Source organism: Pseudomonas sp. TWI929 (genome assembly GCF_039673335.1).
Classification (GTDB): Bacteria; Pseudomonadota; Gammaproteobacteria; order Pseudomonadales; family Pseudomonadaceae; genus Aquipseudomonas.
On record NZ_JBDJLK010000062.1, the window covers coordinates 16,765 to 33,366 of the forward strand.

The following is a 16,602-nucleotide window of genomic DNA, read 5'->3' on the forward strand; positions in this document are numbered from 1 at the left end:
CCTTAGGCAGGCTGTGGGGTCAGGCGCTCGAACAGCGCCTCCAGGGTATTGAAACGTTCGTCGGGGCGTTCCATCGGCACCAGGAAGCGGAACTGGGTGGCGCCTTCGAACTTGTAGCGTTTGGGCTGGCCCTGGATCAGCTTGATCAGGGTCAGCGGGTCGACCGGGGTTTCGGCCTCGAACTCGAGCTTGCCGCCGTTGGGGCCGGCGTCGACTTTCTTGATGCCGAGCTTTTCCGCATGCAGCTTGAGCGAGGTCAGGCGCATCAGGTTCTTGGTTGGGTCCGGCAGCAGGCCGAAGCGGTCGATCATCTCGACTTGCAGGTCTTTCAGGCCTTCTTCGTCGGCCGCCGAGGCAATGCGCTTGTACAGGATCAGCCGTGCATGCACGTCGGGCAGGTAGTCCTCGGGGATCAGCGCCGGCAGGCGCAGGTTGATCTCCGGGCCACCGCCCAGCGGCTGCTCAAGATTTGGCTGGGTGCCCTTGCGGATCGCCTTGACCGCGCGCTCGAGCATTTCCATGTACAGGGTGAAGCCCACCGCCTGGATCTGCCCGCTCTGGCCTTCGCCCAGCAGCTCGCCGGCACCGCGGATTTCCAGGTCGTTGGTGGCCAGCACAAAGCCTGCGCCCAGGTCCTGGGTGTTGGCGATGGCTTCCAGGCGCTTTTCGGCGTCGGCACTGACTTTCTGCCGAGTAGGCGTCAGCAGGTAGGCGTAGGCCTGGTGGTGGCTACGGCCAACCCGGCCGCGCAGTTGGTGCAGCTGGGCCAGGCCGAACTTGTCGGCGCGCTCGATGACGATGGTGTTGGCGCTGGGTACGTCGATGCCGGTTTCGATGATGGTCGAGGCCACCAGCACGTTGAAGCGCTTGTGGTAGAAGTCGCTCATCACCTGTTCCAGCTCGCGCTCGCGCATCTGCCCGTGGCCGATGCCAATGCGCGCCTCGGGCACCAGTTCGGCGAGGTCTGCGGCGCACTTCTCGATGGTTTTCACATCGTTGTGCAAGTAGTACACCTGGCCACCGCGCAGCAGTTCACGCAGCAGCGCTTCCTTGACCGTGCTCTTGTTCTGCTCCATGACGAAGGTGCGCACCGACAGGCGGCGCGCCGGCGGCGTGGCGATGATCGACAGGTCGCGCATGCCCGCCACCGCCATGTTCAGCGTGCGCGGGATCGGCGTGGCGGTGAGGGTGAGGATGTCGACCTCGCTGCGCAGGGCCTTCAGCTGTTCCTTCTGGCGTACGCCAAAGCGGTGCTCTTCGTCGATGATGGCCAGGCCCAGGTCCTTGAAGCGCACGTCGTCCTGCAGCAGCTTGTGGGTGCCGATGAGGATGTCGATCTTGCCTTCGGCAAGGTCTGCGGCCGCGGCGGCCACTTCCTTGGCCGACTTGAAGCGGCTCATCACTTCCACGGTCACCGGCCAGTCGGCAAAGCGGTCGCGGAAGCTGTTGTAGTGCTGCTGGGCGAGCAGGGTGGTGGGCACCAGCACGGCCACCTGGCGGCCACTGTGCACGGCGATGAACGCCGCGCGCATGGCCACTTCGGTCTTGCCGAAGCCCACATCGCCGCAGACCAGGCGGTCCATCGGCTTGGGCGCCAGCATGTCGGCGCGCACGGCTTCGATGGCGGCTTGCTGGTCGGGGGTTTCCTCGAACGGGAAGCCGGCGCTGAAGGTGGCGTAGTCGGCAGACGGGTCGGCAAACGCATAGCCCTTGCGCGCGGCACGGCGGGCATAGATGTCGAGCAGTTCGGCCGCCACGTCGCGCACCTGTTCGGCGGCCTTGCGCTTGGCCTTCTGCCAGGCTTCCGAGCCCAACCGGTGCAGCGGTGCCAGGGCATCGTCGCTGCCGGTGTAGCGGGCGATCAGGTGCAGGTTGGCTACCGGCACGTAAAGCTTGGCGTTCTCGGCGTATTCCAGGGTAAGGAATTCGGCGGCCTGGCCGTCGATTTCCAGGGTGGCCAGGCCCAGGTAGCGCCCCACACCATGGTCAATGTGCACCACCGGCGCGCCTTCGCGCAGTTCGGTAAGGTTCTTGATAACCGCGTCGTTGGCGGTTTCACCGCGCTTGTCGCGGCGCCGGCGTTGCATCACCCGCTGGCCGAACAATGGGCTTTCGGCAACCAGGGCAATGGCCGGGTCGTCCAGCAGCAGGCCGTCGTCCAGCGGGGCGATGGTTATGGCCAGGCGCTCGGCGCCGGTGATGAAGTCGGCCCAGCCGTCGACGGTCTGCGGGCGCAGCTTCAGCCGTTCAAGCAGCTCCAGCAGTACTTCGCGGCGGCCCGCCGATTCGGCGGTGAACAGTACGCGGCCGGGGAACTGGTCGAGGAAGTTGGCCAGTTCGGCCAGGGGCTGGTTGGCCTTGGCCTCGATCGCCAGGTTGGGCAGGGCGCGCGCCGGGAAGCGCTCGCGGCCAGCGCCCGGGTCGAGGTCTTCGCTGCTGACCACTACCCGTGGCCATTGCTTGAGCCGGGCGAAGCAGTCTTCCACCGGCAGGAACAGCTCGGCCGGCGGCAGCAGCGGCCGGCTCAGGTCGCCGCGGCGGTCTTCATAGCGCCCGCGCACGTCGTTCCAGAAGTGTTCGGCGGCCTGTTCCACACCGGGCAGCGAGAACACCTGGGTGTCGGCCGGCAGGTAGTCGAACAGGGTCGAGGTTTCTTCGAAGAACAGCGGCAGGTAGTACTCGATGCCGGCGGGAATGATGCCGCTGGCCAGGTCCTGGAAGATCGCGCTGCGGCGGAAGTCGACGTCGAAGCGCTCGCGAAAGCGCGCCTTGAAGCGGGTTACTTCCTCTTTCTGCATCGGGAATTCGCGCGCTGGCAGCAGGCGCACCGAGTCCACCTTGTCGATCGAGCGCTGGGTCTCGGGGTCGAAGGTGCGTAGCGTCTCGATCTCGTCATCGAACAGGTCGATGCGGTAGGGCAGCTTGCTGCCCATCGGGAACAGGTCGATCAGCGCGCCGCGCACGGCAAACTCGCCATGCTCGTAGACGGTGTCGACGCAACGGTAGCCGCTGGCCTCCAGGCGCGAGCGCATCTGCTCCACGTCGATGGTCTGGCCCACATCCAGCACCAGGCTGCTGCCCAGCAGGAAGCGCGTGGGCGCCAGGCGGTGCAGGGCGGTGGTGACCGGCACCACAAGGATGCCGTGGCTCAGCTCCGGCAGGCGGTACAAGCTGGCAATTCGCTGGGAAATGATGTCCTGGTGCGGCGAGAACAGGTCGTAGGGCAGGGTTTCCCAATCGGGGAACGGCAGCACCGGCAGGTCCGGGGCGAAGAAGCGCAGCTCCTGCTCCAGACGGTCGGCGGCCTGGCTGTCGGCCGTCAGCAGCAGGGTGAAGCGGCCAGCGCTGCTGGCGGCCTCGGCGATGGCAAGGCTGAGGGCGGCACCGGGCAGGTTGCCCCAGGTTTGTTTGCCGGCCGTGGCCGACATTTGCGGTAGGCGCAGAACTGACACGGGAGATTGCACTCCAAGCGTTGCGGCAAAGAGATCGATTGTACCGGTGACGGTGCCGGCTGTCAGGCTCGAAAGGGCATGAACGCTGGCTTGCATCGCCGCGACAGGCGCTCATTGCCGGTTCCGTGTTGGGGCGTCATAATGTAGCCCCTTTTTTCTGTCCCTACATGTGGAAGGTTCCCGTGACTCAGAAGCCCGACCAGTGTCTTGGTGAGTGGATCGATCGTGAAGCCCTGGCTGAAGCGATGATCCCGCTTATCGGTCAGCTCTACCGCAACAACAATGTGGTGAGCTCGATTTATGGCCGCAGCCTGATCAACCGTTCGGTTATCTCGATCCTCAAGGCGCACCGCTTTGCGCGTCATCGTCAAGCCGACGAAACCGAACTGTCCGTCCACGAGACATTCCCCCTGCTCAAGGCCATGAGCGAGCTGAAACTGGGCGCGGCTTCGGTCGACCTGGGCAAGCTGGCCAACAAGTTCAAGCAGGAAGGCAACGGCCGTACTGCCGAGCAGTTCGTCCGTGAAGAGCTGGCCGAAGTAGTTGGCCAGCAGAACGCTTCGGCGCGCAAAGGCACCGACGTTGTCCTGTACGGCTTCGGCCGCATCGGCCGCCTGCTGGCGCGCATCCTGATCGAGAAGACCGGTGGTGGCGACGGCCTGCGCCTGCGTGCCATCGTCGTGCGCAAAGGCGCCGAAAACGACCTGGTCAAGCGTGCCAGCCTGCTGCGTCGTGACTCGGTGCATGGCCCGTTCGATGGCACCATCACCATCGACGAAGCCAACAACACCATCACCGCCAACGGCAACCTGATCCAGGTTATCTATGCCAAGAGCCCGAGCGAAGTCGACTACACCCAGTACGGCATCGACAACGCGCTGATCGTCGACAACACCGGCGTATGGCGTGACGCCGACGGCCTGGGCCAGCACCTGGCCTGCCCGGGCGCTGCCCGCGTGATCCTCACCGCACCTGGCAAGGGCGCGCTGAAGAACATCGTGCACGGCATCAACCACGGTGACATCGCTGCCGATGACAAGATCATCTCGGCCGCTTCCTGCACCACCAACGCCATCGTGCCGGTGCTCAAGGCCATCAACGACCAGTACGGTATCGTTAACGGTCACGTCGAAACCGTTCACTCGTTCACCAACGACCAGAACCTGATCGACAACTTCCACAAGGGCAGCCGCCGTGGCCGTGCCGCGCCGCTGAACATGGTAATCACCGAAACCGGCGCCGCCACCGCTGCCGCCAAGGCACTGCCAGTGCTCAAGGGCAAGCTGACCGGCAACGCCATTCGCGTTCCGACGCCGAACGTTTCGATGGCCATCCTGAACCTGAACCTGGAAAAGGCCACCACCCGCGACGAAATCAACGAGTACCTGCGCCAGACCGCCATGCACTCGGAACTGCACAAGCAGATCGACTACGTTGCCTCGCAGGAAGTGGTTTCGACCGACTTCGTTGGCTCGCGCCACGCCGGTGTGGTTGACGCTGAAGCGACCATCGCCAACGACAACCGCGTTGTCCTGTACGTCTGGTACGACAACGAGTTCGGTTACAGCTGCCAGGTGGTTCGCGTGATGGAAGACATGGCCGGTGTGAACCCGCCAGCGTTTCCACGCTGATTCGCTTGTAAGGCAATGAAAAAACGGGAACCTTCGGGTTCCCGTTTTTTTATCCAGAATTTGAGTTGCCAGTGCCGGCCCTTTCGCGGGTGAACCCGCTCCCACAGGGATATCACCGCTTTCAAGGGTTGTGATATCCATGTAGGGCCCTGCAGGATTGTCACAGCTTTCAAAGCCTGTGATATCCCTGTGGGAGCGGGTTTACCCGCGAAGAGGCCGGTACTGGCAACCGAGAAGCCAATCCTTGCGCATAGCCTTGCTTTTCATCCTCCTGCTCCTCACCGCCTGCAACCAGGGCCCCACCCTGGAGCGCCTGGGCGGCCCGACCATGGGCAGCAGCTACAGCATCCAGTACGTCCGCGAGCCCGGCGGCCCTGCGCCGGCGCAGGTGCAGGCAGCGGTCGAAACCATCCTGCGCGACATCGATCAGCACTACTCGACCTACCGCGGCGACTCCACCGTCAGCCGTTTCAACCAGTTGCCCGCCAACCACTGCATGGCCCTGCCGGCCGACATGCTCGAATTGGTCAGCCTCGGCCAGCACCTGGCCGAGCAGAGCGATGGCGCCTTCGATCTCACCGTCGAACCTTTGCTGGATCTGTGGGGCTTCGGCCCCCAGGCCCGCCACGAGCAAATACCCGATCCACAAGCCCTGGCCAAGGTTCGCCAGCGCGTGGGCTACCAGCACCTGCGCATCGAAGGCCAGGCCTTGTGCAAGGACGCCCCGGTGCAGCTCGACTTCAACAGCATCGCCGCCGGCCACGCTGTCGACTTGATTGCCGCACGCTTGCAGGCCATGGGCGTGGCCAGTTTCGTCGCCGAGGCCACCGGCGAGCTCAAGGCGGTTGGCCGCAAGCCCGATGGCAGCCCCTGGCGCATCGCCCTGGAGTTGCCCCGTGAAGACCGCCAGATCGCCCGCCAGATCATCCCGGTCAATGGCCTTTCAGTATCAACCTCGGGTGACTATCGGCACTATTTCGAGGAGAATGGCCGGCGCTATTCGCACACCTTCGATGCCCGCCTCGGGCGCCCGGTTGAACATGACCTGGCCGCCGTCACCGTGCTGGACGCCTCGGCACTGCAGGCCGATGGCTATTCGACGCTGCTGCTGATCCTCGGCCCGGAACGTGGCTGGGATTTTGCCGTGGCGCATGGCCTGGCCGCAGTATTGGTGACTCGGGCCGAGGGTGGCTTCGTCTCCCGAGCTACGCCCGCATTCGAACGGGCAATGAAAGGCGAGTGAAAGCACAAGCAGGGATGATCGCCGCCAGGGAATGGGTGAACCATATGTAGTGCGGGCAAAATTGGCCTACGACGCGACCAAGGGTTAATGTGCGCGGCGTTCACGCTTGATTAGACTGCACCCGAATTTTCTCATGACGCCCCGGCGGCATGATCGCGCCCCGCGAGCGACCGTGGCTTGCGGGCCAGTTCTGAAGGAGTACGCATGGCTGTCTACAACTACGACGTAGTGGTGCTGGGTTCCGGCCCGGCCGGTGAAGGCGCGGCAATGAACGCCGCCAAAGCAGGGCGCAAGGTAGCGATGGTCGATGACCGTCGCCAGGTCGGTGGCAACTGCACGCACCTGGGTACCATCCCGTCCAAGGCACTGCGTCACTCGGTGCGGCAGATCATGCAGTTCAACACCAACACGATGTTCCGCGCCATCGGCGAGCCGCGCTGGTTCTCGTTCCCGGACGTGCTGAAAAGCGCCGAGAAGGTGATTGCCAAGCAGGTGGCCTCGCGCACCGGTTACTACGCCCGTAACCGCGTTGACGTGTTCTTCGGCACCGGCAGCTTCGCCGACGAGCAAACCGTTGAAGTGGTGTGCCCGAACGGCGTGGTCGAAAAACTCAACGCCAAGCACATCATCATCGCTACCGGCTCGCGCCCGTACCGCCCGGCCGACATCGACTTCCACCACCCGCGCGTCTACGACAGCGATACTATCCTCAGCCTCAGCCACACCCCGCGCAAGCTGATCGTGTACGGTGCCGGCGTGATCGGTTGTGAGTACGCCTCGATCTTCAGCGGCCTGGGCGTATTGGTAGAGCTGGTCGACAACCGTGGCCAGCTGCTGAGCTTCCTCGACTCGGAAATTTCCCAGGCGCTGAGCTACCACTTCAGCAACAACAACATCACCGTGCGCCACAACGAAGAGTACGAGCGCGTCGAAGGCCTGGACAACGGGGTGATCCTGCACCTGAAGTCGGGCAAGAAGATCAAGGCCGACGCCTTGCTGTGGTGCAACGGCCGTACCGGCAACACCGACAAGCTGGGCCTGGAAAACATCGGCATCAAGGTCAACAGCCGCGGCCAGATCGAGGTCGACGAGGCCTACCGCACCACCGTGCCGAACATCTACGGCGCCGGTGACGTGATCGGCTGGCCAAGCCTGGCCAGTGCCGCCCATGACCAGGGCCGCTCGGCCGCTGGCAGCATCGTCGACAATGGCAGCTGGCGCTTCGTCAATGACGTGCCGACCGGCATCTACACCATTCCGGAGATCAGCTCGATCGGCAAGAACGAGCAGGAGCTGACCCAGGCCAAGGTGCCTTACGAAGTGGGCAAGGCCTTCTTCAAGGGCATGGCCCGTGCGCAGATCGCCGGCGAGCCGCAAGGCATGCTGAAGATCCTGTTCCACCGCGAAACCCTGGAAATCCTTGGCGTGCACTGCTTCGGCTACCAGGCTTCGGAGATCGTTCACATCGGCCAGGCGATCATGAACCAGCCGGGTGAGCACAACAACCTGAAGTACTTCGTCAACACCACGTTCAACTACCCGACCATGGCCGAAGCCTATCGGGTAGCTGCCTACGATGGCCTGAACCGGCTTTTTTGAGCGGCTCCGACCGGTGGCCTGAGCCGGTCGGAGAGACCGATTTCAACCCTACCCGAGGGTGGTCTTGGCCAAACCGGGAAAGTCTGTAATCAGGCTGTCCACGCCAAAGTCAGCTAGCCGGCGCATCAGTGCCGGTTCGTTGACTGTCCATACCGACACGTGCAAACCCTGGCCCTGCGCTTTCAGCAGGCGCTCGGGGGTGCACAGTGTCCAGTTCAATGCCAGCAGCTCGCAGCCATAGTTCTGTGCCACCTTCAATGGGTCGAGCCAGGCGTACTCGGCTACCAGCCCGCGTTTCACGTCCGGTACCAGTTCCTGCGCGGCACCCAGCACTTCGCGTGAGCTGGAGGTGATGGTTACCTTGTCCAGCAGGCCGTACTGCTGGGCCAGTTCGCGGATTGCCAGCACAGTGGTGGCGGCACGGGTGCGCGATGCGCTCTTCACCTCTAGCTGCCAGTGCTCGAACGGGCATTTTTCGAACAGTTCTTCCAGTTTCGGGATGGGGCAGGGCTGTACGTGCCCCGGGCCGCCTTTGCGGGCATCGATCTTGATCAGGTCGGCGGCCGGGTGCTCGACCACCTTGCCGCGTCGGCCAGTGGTGCGCTTGAGGGTAGGGTCGTGGATCACCATCAGCTCGTTGTCGGCCGACAGGTGCAGGTCCAGCTCGCAGCGGGTCACGCCATGGGCCAGGCATTGCTGAAAGCTCTTCAGGGTGTTCTCGGGCGCTTCGCCCTTGGCGCCGCGATGGCCGTAGATCAGGGTCACGTTCGTTCCTTCAAATCAGAGAGTAATAGGCTCAGGAGGCGGGGCCGCTCTGTTCCAGTTGCTGGCGCCGTTGTTGTTGCTGGCGCTGCAGGATATAGCGGGCCAGCAGTTGCCGTTGGGCGTCGGTCATGTCGATGAATTCGGTACCGATATCAAAGCCGACCCCTGCGCGCGGGTCGCAATGGCTGACTTTACCGCGCAGCAGCAGGCCGTGGGCGCGCGGCATCAGCACCATTTTCACTTTTACCTGGGTGCCGGGTGCAACCGGCGTGGCTTGCGTGAACTCGATGCCGCCCTCGGAGATGACTACCGGCTGGGGTTGGCCCACTTCGCCGATCAGGGTCTGGGCGACGACTGCGCTGAGCAGGTCGAGGCGTTTGTTCTGTGCCTTGAGGAAGGCGGCGAGGGTGCGGTCCTTGTCGCTCAGCTGGCGTAGCAGGTGCTGCGACTCGAAGTCGGACAGGTGCAGTTCGCTAAGCAGGTTGAACAGCGGGGAATCATCTTGCAACACATCTGGGTCAAGGGCTTCGGCCGCGCTGAGAGGGCTGATTTGAAGTGCGATCCGATCTTCGATGCGGTAGTATTCGCGGCGATCTTCTTCGTCTAATGTCGTCATGGCGAACCCAAGGTAGCGGCGGTGGTCCGAGTGTAAAGCCGCCGTAGGCGCCTCGCCACAAGGACGTTCCCTTTCATCCGAACAAGCCCCGACATGTTCAGACCTCTTTTCGCATTCATCGGCACGCGTTATACCCGTGCCAAACGTCGCAATCACTTCGTCTCGTTCATTTCCCTGACCTCGATGATCGGCCTCGCCCTGGGCGTGGTGGTGATGATCGTGGTGTTGTCGGTGATGAACGGTTTCGACCACGAGATGCGCACCCGCGTGCTGGGCATGATCCCCCATGCCACGCTGGAGAGCGGCCAGCCCATAGCCGACTGGCCGGCCCTTGCCCAACAAGTAAAGCAGAATCCGCAGGTGCTGGCGGTTGCGCCGTTCACCCAGATGCAGGGCCTGCTGACCCATGATGGCAAGGTGCAGAAGGTGTTGCTCAACGGCATCGACCCGGCCCGTGAGCGCGAGGTGTCGATCATCGACAAGTTCGTGCTGCAAGGCCGCCTCGACCAGCTGGCGCCGGGCGAGTGGGGCATCATGATCGGCGACAAGGCTGCGGCCAAGCTGGGTGTGGCCATTGGCGACAAGCTCACCTTCGTCGCCCCCGAGGTCAGCGTGACCCCGGCCGGCATGTTCCCGCGCATGAAGCGCTTCACCGTGGTCGGTACCTTCCACGTGGGCGCGGGCGAGATCGACGGCTACCTGGGCCTGACCAACATCAGCGACCTGTCCCGACTGCACCGCTGGAAGCCCGACCAGGTGCAGGGCCTGCGCCTGAAGTTCGACGACCTGTTCCAGGCGCCGCGTGTAGCCTGGAGCATCGCCCAGCAGTTGGGTGACCAGGAATACTACAGCCGTGACTGGACCCGCACCCACGGCAACCTGTACCAGGCAATCCGCATGGAAAAGGCCATGATCGGCCTGCTGTTGCTGCTGATCGTGGCGGTGGCGGCGTTCAACATCATTTCCACCCTGGTAATGGTGGTCAACGACAAGCGCGGTGACATTGCCATCCTGCGCACGTTGGGCGCCACGCCAGGGCAGATCATGCTCATCTTCATGGTCCAGGGCACGGTGATCGGGGTGATAGGTACCCTGATCGGCGCCGTGGTCGGAATTGTCGCCGCGCTGAACGTGAGCGCGGTGATCGCCGGCATCGAGAAACTGATCGGGCACAAGTTCCTCAATGCCGACGTGTACTTCATCGATTACCTGCCGTCGCAGATCCAGGCCCAGGACGTGTACATGGTCTGTGGTGCGGCGCTGGTCCTGAGTTTCTTCGCCACCCTGTACCCGGCCTGGCGTGCGGCCCGCACCCAGCCTGCAGAGGCGCTACGTTATGAGTGAGTCGCGCATGAGTGATAAAGCCGTTCTGAGTTGCCGCAACCTGGGCAAGTCCTATGACGAGGGCCCGGAGTCGGTGCAGGTGCTGGCCGGGCTCAACCTCGAACTGCACGCCGGTGAGCGGGTGGCCATCGTTGGTAGCTCCGGCTCGGGCAAGAGTACCTTGCTCAACCTGCTGGGCGGCCTCGACCGGCCGACCCAGGGCAGCGTCTGGCTGGCCGGCGAAGAGCTGTCGGCACTGGGCGAGCGCGCCCGCGGCCTGCTGCGCAACCGTGAACTGGGCTTTGTCTACCAGTTCCACCACCTGTTGCCGGAGTTCACTGCCATCGAGAACGTGTGCATGCCGCTGCTGATCGGCCGCACGCCCATCCCCGAGGCCCGTGAGCGTGCCGAGGCGCTGCTCAAGCGCGTGGGCCTTGGCCACCGCTTGAACCACAAGCCGGCCGAGTTGTCCGGCGGTGAGCGCCAGCGGGTGGCGATTGCCCGGGCACTGGTCAACCGCCCAGGCCTGGTGATGCTCGACGAGCCGACCGGCAACCTCGACCACCACACCGCGCAGGGCATCCAGGAGCTGATGCAGGAGCTGTCCAGCGCTTCGCGCACGGCGTTCCTGGTGGTCACCCACGACCTCAACCTGGCGCGCCAGATGGACCGTGTGTTGAAACTCGACGACGGCCACCTGGTGGCGATCTGATCGATTGCACGGGGTAGCAGGTGCTGCCCCGTTTTCCTGTTTTCATTGGGTGTTTTCGTACATGTTCAGACCCTTGCCCATCTTCATCGGCGCACGCTACACCCGAGCCAAGCGCCGCAACCACTTCATCTCGTTCATCTCGATGACCTCGATGATCGGCCTGTCGCTGGGCGTGCTGGCGATGATCGTGGTGCTGTCGGTGATGAACGGCTTCCAGCGTGAAATGAGCTCGCGCATTCTCGGCCTGGTACCGCATGCCGCCATCCTGGGCGTGCAGCCGCTGGACGACTGGCACAAAGTGGCCGACGCCGCCATGCAGAACCCGGCGGTGATGGCGGCGGCGCCGATTACCGAAATGGAAGGCATGCTGTCGTACAAGGGGGCGATGCAGCCGATCCAGGTTGGCGGTATCGACCCGGCCGAGGAGAGCAAGGTCTCGATCGTTGGCCAGCACATCGTCCAGGGCCGCCTGCAGGACCTGCAGCCGGGTGAGTTCGGCGTGGTCATCGGCGAGCTGACGGCACGGCGCTTCCGCCTGAACACTGGCGACAAGCTGACCCTGATCGTGCCGGAAATCAGCAAGGAACCGGGCGGCATCACCCCGCGCATGCAGCGCCTGACCGTGGTTGGCATCTTCAAGGTCGGTGCCGAGCTGGACGGTTCGCAGGCGTACATCCACGTGGCCGATGCCGCTGAGATGCAGCGCTGGGCAGCGGGCCAGGTGCAGGGGGTGCGCCTGAAGCTGCACGACCTGTATGCCGCACCGCAGGTATCCAAGGCCATCGCCGCCGGGCTTGGCGACGGCTACCGTGCCGATGACTGGTCGCACACCCAGGGCAGCCTGTTCAGCGCCATGAAGATGGAAAAGACCATGATCGGCCTGCTGTTGATGATGATCATCGCGGTGGCGGCGTTCAACATCATCGCCACCCTGGTGATGGTGGTGAACGACAAGGGGCCGGACATTGCCATCCTGCGTACCCTGGGTGCCACGCCGGCGCAGATCATGGGCACGTTCATGGTCCAGGGCAGCCTGATCGGTATTGTCGGCACGTTGATTGGTGGCGTGCTGGGGGTAATTGCGGCGTTCAACGTCAGCCAGATCGTCGGTTGGCTGGAGCGGGTGAGCGGGCAGCACATCTTTACTTCGGATGTGTACTTCGTCAGCAGCCTGCCGTCGCAGTTGCAGTGGGGGGATGTGGTGATGATCTGCACCGCTGGGCTGGTGATGAGCTTCCTGGCGACCATTTATCCGGCTTACCGGGCGTCGCAGGTGCAGCCGGCGATTGGCCTGGCTGTATAGTTTCCTCTGAGATTTTTGGGGGCGCTTTGCGCCCCTATCGCGACACAAGGCCGCTCCTACAAGGGTTCGCGTCAACCTGAATGGATCGCGGTCCCCTGTGGGAGCGGCCTTGTGTCGCGATGGGCTGCAAAGCAGCCCCCGGTTCACAGGCCATTAGTGAACTCGATCACGAAACGGGTCCAGCCACCCTCACACTCCGCCCGAATGCGCCCGCCATGGGCTTGCACGATTGACCGGGTAATCGCCAGCCCCAACCCCGCATGCTCGCTACTGCCTTCGCGCCGCGCCGGGTCCACCCGGTAAAAACGGTCGAACAACCGCGGTAAAGCAGCGGCTTCGATAGCCGCCCCGGTATTGGCCACGCTAACTCTCGGCCCGGGCCCCAGCGTCACCCGTATCTGCCCACCCGCCGGGGTAAAGCGCAAGGCGTTATCCAGCAGGTTGGACAGCGCGCGGCGCAGCATGTGCCGGTCGCCCTGCAGCAGGGCCTCACCCTCGCGGTGCATCTGTATCTCGCTGTCTTCGGCCAGCGGTGCGTAGTACTCCAGCAGCGCATCCACCTCCTCATGCAGCGCCAAAGGCGCCTGTCCCGGCACCAGCAGGCCATGGTCGGCCTTGGCCAGGAACAGCATGTCGTTGATCATCTGCGCCATCCACTGCAGTTCCTCCAGGTTGCCATGCAGTGCCTCCCGGTACTCTTCGAGGCTGCGCGGGCGGGTGAGGGTGACCTGGGTGTGGGTCAGCAGGTTGGACAGCGGTGTGCGCAGCTCGTGGGCGATGTCGGCAGAAAACGCCGACAGGCGCTGGAAGGCATCGTCCAGGCGCTGCAGCATGGCGTTCATGGCCGTGGCGAGTTCGGCCAGCTCTTCGGGCATCTGTGCCACCGGCAGGCGGGTAGTGAGCGAGCGTGCCGACACGCTGGCGGCCACCTGGCCCATCTGCCGCAACGGGCGCAGGCCACTGCGTGCGGCCCAGGCGCCGAGCAGCGCGGTGGCCAGCGCCGACAGGCCGACAGTCAGCCAGATCAGGCGTTGCATGCCCTGCAGGAAGTGCTGGTGGTGGGTGATGTCGAGGTACAGGGTCAGTTGCGGCGATTGTGGCGTGCCCTGCGCCAGGTGCACGGCCAGGCTGCGGTAGTCGGTGCCTTGCGCATGCAGGGTGGCCAGCCCGGCGGGCAGTGGTGCCTGCGGCAGCCCGCTGCGGCTTTCAAACCAGGTGGCGCCGTCGCTGCCGCTGATGCGCAGGGGCAGGTCGGCCTGGTGGCTGAGCTCTTCGCGCAGGGCGGGCAGGCGCGCCTGCAGCTCGGCCGGGCTGGTCAGGCCGGCCAGTTGCGTGCGGAACAGCGACAGGCGCGAGTCCAGCAGTTGCTGGTCCAGTTCGACGAAGTGCTGCTCGCTGGCACGGCTGAACAGCAGGCCGGCACCCAGCGAGACGGCAGCGGTGCAGGCGGCGAACAGCAGGGCCAGGCGGCTGCCGAGAGAAACCTGGCGCATCACTCGGCGCGCTCTTCGAGTACGTAGCCCATGCCGCGCACGGTGTGGATCAGCTTGTTGGGGTGCGGGTCGTCGATCTTCAGGCGCAGGCGGCGGATTGCCACCTCGATCACGTTGGTGTCGCTGTCGAAGTTCATGTCCCACACCTGCGAGGCGATCAGCGATTTCGGCAGCACCTCACCCTGGCGGCGCAGCAGCAGTTCGAGCAGGGCAAACTCCTTGGCGGTCAGGTCGATGCGCTGGCCGGCACGCTCTGCGCGGCGGCGGATCAGGTCCAGGCGCAGGTCGGCCAGGCCCAGGGTGGTGTCCTGGCTGGGGCTGGCGCCACGGCGTAGCAGGCTGCGCACCCGGGCCAGCAGTTCGGAGAAGGCGAACGGCTTGACCAGGTAATCATCGGCGCCCAATTCCAGGCCATGCACCCGATCCTCGACGGCGTCGCGGGCGGTAAGGAACAGCACTGGCGTGTCCAGGCCGGCCTGGCGTACGGCCTGGAGGATCTGCCAGCCGTCCCGGCCGGGCAGCATCACGTCGAGGATCAGCAGGTCGTGGTCGCCGGTCAGGGCCAGAAATTGGCCGGTTTCGCCATCGGCGGCCAACTCGGTGGCAAAGCCGGCCTCGCTCAGACCCTGGCTCAGGTACTGGCCGGTGCGGGCCTGGTCTTCGACGATCAGTAGTTTCATCAGGTGGCTTGACTCCAGCAGGCGATGCAAAGCCCCTGTGGGAGCGGGTTTGCCCGCGAAGAATCCAACACGGTAGATGGCACCGGCTTCGCCGGTGTTCGCGGGTGAACCCGCTCCCAAAGGGACCGAGTGATGCTGAAATGATACGTGACGAAGTCCAGGGCCGCTCAAGCTGACAAAGTTGTAATCTCCCTGTCAGGTAGCTGCCAGTCGCCCCTGACTAAGGTGGTCTCATCCCGTTGTGTATTCCCGGAGTCATCATGAAACGCCTGTTCATCGCCGCCACTCTTGCCCTGGCCAGCCTGCCAACCTTCGCTGGCGAGGCGCAAACCTTCGCCTTTGGCGAGCCGGCCGCGGCGGCCAAGGCCACCCGCACGGTCGAAGTGTTGCTCAAGGATATTGCCTTCGAGCCCAAGAGCCTTCACGTAAAGGCCGGTGAGACGGTGCGCTTCGTACTGATCAACGAGGGCAAGCTGCCCCACGAATTCAACCTGGGCGACAAGGCCATGCATGCCGAGCACCAGAAGGAAATGATCGCCATGCAGGGCAAGATGTTCACCGCAGGCATGAACCATGAGGGCATGGACCACGGTCAGATGATGAACCATGGCCAGATGATGAACCACGGGCAGCAAATGGACCACGGCGCCGGCCATGGTCACGGCGGCGGCAACACCGTGCTGGTGATGCCCGGCCAGCGCGCCGAGCTGACCTGGACCTTCCGTAAGTCGGCACCCATCGAGTTTGCCTGCAACGTGCCGGGGCATTACCAGGCCGGTATGGTCGGGGCATTGACCATCGAGTGACTTGCCCTGCAAGGCGGGGTGCAAAACCGGTAGACTAGGGGCAATTTCGAACCTTCAGGTCAGTTTCCATGCATCCCGCTGCCGAACACTCCCCGCTGGGCAAGTCCAGCGAATACATCGCCACCTACTCCCCGGAGCAACTGTTCCCGATCCCGCGTACTGCCAAATGGGCCGAGCTGGGCGTTACTGCCCAGACCTTGCCCTGGCAGGGTGTGGATTACTGGAACTGCTTCGAACTGAGCTGGCTGCTGCCTTCGGGCAAGCCGGTGGTGGCGATTGGCGAGTTCGCCATCCCGGCCGATTCGCCGAACATCATCGAGTCCAAGTCGTTCAAGCTGTACCTCAACTCGCTGAACCAAACGGTGTTTGCCTCGCTGGGTGAGCTGCAGGCCTGCCTGGAGAAAGACCTGTCCGCCGCCGCTGGCAAGCCGGTGGGGGTGAAGGTGCGCACCTTGGCCGAGGTCGAGGCGCAGGGCGTGGTGGCCTTGCCGGGGCAGTGCATCGATGTGCTGGACGTGGCCATCAGCAACTACGAGCAGCCACAACCTGAACTGCTGCGTTGCAACCCAGAGCGGCTGGTGGAAGAGACCTTGCACAGCCACCTGCTGAAGTCCAACTGCCCGGTTACCGGCCAACCAGACTGGGGTAGCGTGGTGGTCGAGTACAAGGGCAGGGCACTGGACCATGCCAGCCTGCTGACCTACCTGATCAGCTTCCGCCAGCATGCCGACTTCCATGAGCAGTGCGTGGAGCGCATTTACCTGGATTTGAAGAACCTGCTGCAGCCAGAGCACCTGACCGTGTATGCGCGTTATGTGCGCCGGGGTGGGCTGGATATCAACCCGTACCGCAGCACTGGGGCGATCAGCCCGGATAACAAGCGCCTGGTTCGGCAGTAAGGGGCTGGTACGCCGGGGGCCGCTTTGCGGCCCGTCGCGACATAAGGCCGCGCCTACAGGTGCAGCGCAAGGTTCGAATC

At 64.0% G+C, this 16,602-nt stretch carries 13 protein-coding genes; 8 read left to right on the plus strand and 5 right to left on the minus strand.

The genetic code is table 11. From position 1 onward, the window contains the following. Window positions 1-2 precede the first annotated feature (2 nt). The gene (gene mfd, locus ABE456_RS20935; RefSeq protein ID WP_346645625.1) at window positions 3-3,452 is read right to left on the minus strand and encodes a transcription-repair coupling factor; all 3,450 of its coding nucleotides are present in this window, start codon (window positions 3,450-3,452) and stop codon (window positions 3-5) included. 167 nt (window positions 3,453-3,619) lie between these two features. On the opposite strand from mfd, the gene ABE456_RS20940 reads away from it, so the two are divergent. From ABE456_RS20940 to sthA, 3 genes are all read left to right on the plus strand, one after another. Continuing rightward, window positions 3,620-5,083 (plus strand): glyceraldehyde-3-phosphate dehydrogenase, encoded by a 1,464-nt coding sequence (locus ABE456_RS20940; protein WP_346645626.1) that lies wholly within the window; start codon window positions 3,620-3,622, stop codon window positions 5,081-5,083. A 244-nt stretch (window positions 5,084-5,327) separates the two neighbouring features. Beyond that, the gene (locus ABE456_RS20945) at window positions 5,328-6,326 is read left to right on the plus strand and encodes an FAD:protein FMN transferase (RefSeq protein WP_346645627.1); all 999 of its coding nucleotides are present in this window, start codon (window positions 5,328-5,330) and stop codon (window positions 6,324-6,326) included. A 204-nt stretch (window positions 6,327-6,530) separates the two neighbouring features. Beyond that, window positions 6,531-7,925, plus strand: coding sequence for a Si-specific NAD(P)(+) transhydrogenase (gene sthA, locus ABE456_RS20950; RefSeq protein ID WP_346645628.1), 1,395 nt, complete (start codon window positions 6,531-6,533; stop codon window positions 7,923-7,925). Window positions 7,926-7,973: 48 nt separating this feature from the next. Here the strand turns inward: sthA and ABE456_RS20955 are convergent, their stop codons facing one another. Both ABE456_RS20955 and ABE456_RS20960 read right to left on the minus strand, forming a co-directional pair. Beyond that, window positions 7,974-8,690, minus strand: coding sequence for a glycerophosphodiester phosphodiesterase (locus ABE456_RS20955; RefSeq protein ID WP_346645629.1), 717 nt, complete (start codon window positions 8,688-8,690; stop codon window positions 7,974-7,976). A gap of 31 nt (window positions 8,691-8,721) precedes the next feature. Further along, window positions 8,722-9,306 (minus strand): PilZ domain-containing protein, encoded by a 585-nt coding sequence (locus ABE456_RS20960; protein ID WP_346645630.1) that lies wholly within the window; start codon window positions 9,304-9,306, stop codon window positions 8,722-8,724. Window positions 9,307-9,399: 93 nt separating this feature from the next. On the opposite strand from ABE456_RS20960, the gene ABE456_RS20965 reads away from it, so the two are divergent. The 3 genes from ABE456_RS20965 (at window position 9,400) to ABE456_RS20975 (ending at window position 12,644) form a co-directional block, all read left to right on the plus strand. Beyond that, the gene (locus ABE456_RS20965) at window positions 9,400-10,650 is read left to right on the plus strand and encodes a lipoprotein-releasing ABC transporter permease subunit (RefSeq protein ID WP_346645631.1); all 1,251 of its coding nucleotides are present in this window, start codon (window positions 9,400-9,402) and stop codon (window positions 10,648-10,650) included. A gap of 7 nt (window positions 10,651-10,657) precedes the next feature. Then, complete coding sequence (gene lolD / locus ABE456_RS20970; RefSeq protein ID WP_346645632.1) at window positions 10,658-11,341, plus strand: lipoprotein-releasing ABC transporter ATP-binding protein LolD; 684 nt, start codon at window positions 10,658-10,660, stop codon at window positions 11,339-11,341. Window positions 11,342-11,402: 61 nt separating this feature from the next. Further along, on the plus strand, window positions 11,403-12,644 hold the full coding sequence (locus ABE456_RS20975) for a lipoprotein-releasing ABC transporter permease subunit (RefSeq protein ID WP_346645633.1): 1,242 nt from the start codon (window positions 11,403-11,405) through the stop codon (window positions 12,642-12,644). 143 nt (window positions 12,645-12,787) lie between these two features. Here ABE456_RS20975 and ABE456_RS20980 read toward each other — a convergent pair whose 3' ends face one another. Together ABE456_RS20980 and cinR are read right to left on the minus strand one after the other, a co-directional pair. Continuing rightward, window positions 12,788-14,140, minus strand: a complete 1,353-nt coding sequence (locus ABE456_RS20980; protein ID WP_346645634.1) for a heavy metal sensor histidine kinase — start codon at window positions 14,138-14,140, stop codon at window positions 12,788-12,790. Beyond that, on the minus strand, window positions 14,137-14,817 hold the full coding sequence (cinR, locus tag ABE456_RS20985; protein WP_346645635.1) for a two-component system response regulator CinR: 681 nt from the start codon (window positions 14,815-14,817) through the stop codon (window positions 14,137-14,139). The genes ABE456_RS20980 and cinR overlap by 4 nt, the downstream gene beginning before the upstream one ends. Window positions 14,818-15,077: 260 nt before the next feature. Here cinR and ABE456_RS20990 point away from each other — a divergent pair, with 260 nt between their 5' ends. Beyond that, a complete protein-coding gene (locus ABE456_RS20990; RefSeq protein WP_346645636.1) occupies window positions 15,078-15,623 on the plus strand; it encodes a plastocyanin/azurin family copper-binding protein in 546 nt (181 codons plus the stop codon). Window positions 15,624-15,691: 68 nt separating this feature from the next. Continuing rightward, window positions 15,692-16,522: an NADPH-dependent 7-cyano-7-deazaguanine reductase QueF gene (gene queF, locus ABE456_RS20995; RefSeq protein WP_346645637.1), complete on the plus strand. Its 831-nt coding sequence runs from the start codon at window positions 15,692-15,694 to the stop codon at window positions 16,520-16,522. Window positions 16,523-16,602: the final 80 nt, after the last annotated feature.

Excerpts from the sequence above, each read along its gene's own strand:
- queF (WP_346645637.1), top strand. The coding sequence starts at position 15,692 with ATGCATCCCGCTGCCGAACACTCCCCGCTGGGCAAGTCCAGCGAATAC.
- sthA (WP_346645628.1), top strand. The coding sequence starts at position 6,531 with ATGGCTGTCTACAACTACGACGTAGTGGTGCTGGGTTCCGGCCCGGCC.
- ABE456_RS20975 (WP_346645633.1), top strand. The coding sequence starts at position 11,403 with ATGTTCAGACCCTTGCCCATCTTCATCGGCGCACGCTACACCCGAGCC.
- cinR (WP_346645635.1), bottom strand. The coding sequence starts at position 14,817 with ATGAAACTACTGATCGTCGAAGACCAGGCCCGCACCGGCCAGTACCTG.
- ABE456_RS20965 (WP_346645631.1), top strand. The coding sequence starts at position 9,400 with ATGTTCAGACCTCTTTTCGCATTCATCGGCACGCGTTATACCCGTGCC.
- ABE456_RS20990 (WP_346645636.1), top strand. The coding sequence starts at position 15,078 with ATGAAACGCCTGTTCATCGCCGCCACTCTTGCCCTGGCCAGCCTGCCA.
- lolD (WP_346645632.1), top strand. The coding sequence starts at position 10,658 with ATGAGTGATAAAGCCGTTCTGAGTTGCCGCAACCTGGGCAAGTCCTAT.
- ABE456_RS20940 (WP_346645626.1), top strand. The coding sequence starts at position 3,620 with ATGTGGAAGGTTCCCGTGACTCAGAAGCCCGACCAGTGTCTTGGTGAG.
- ABE456_RS20960 (WP_346645630.1), bottom strand. The coding sequence starts at position 9,306 with ATGACGACATTAGACGAAGAAGATCGCCGCGAATACTACCGCATCGAA.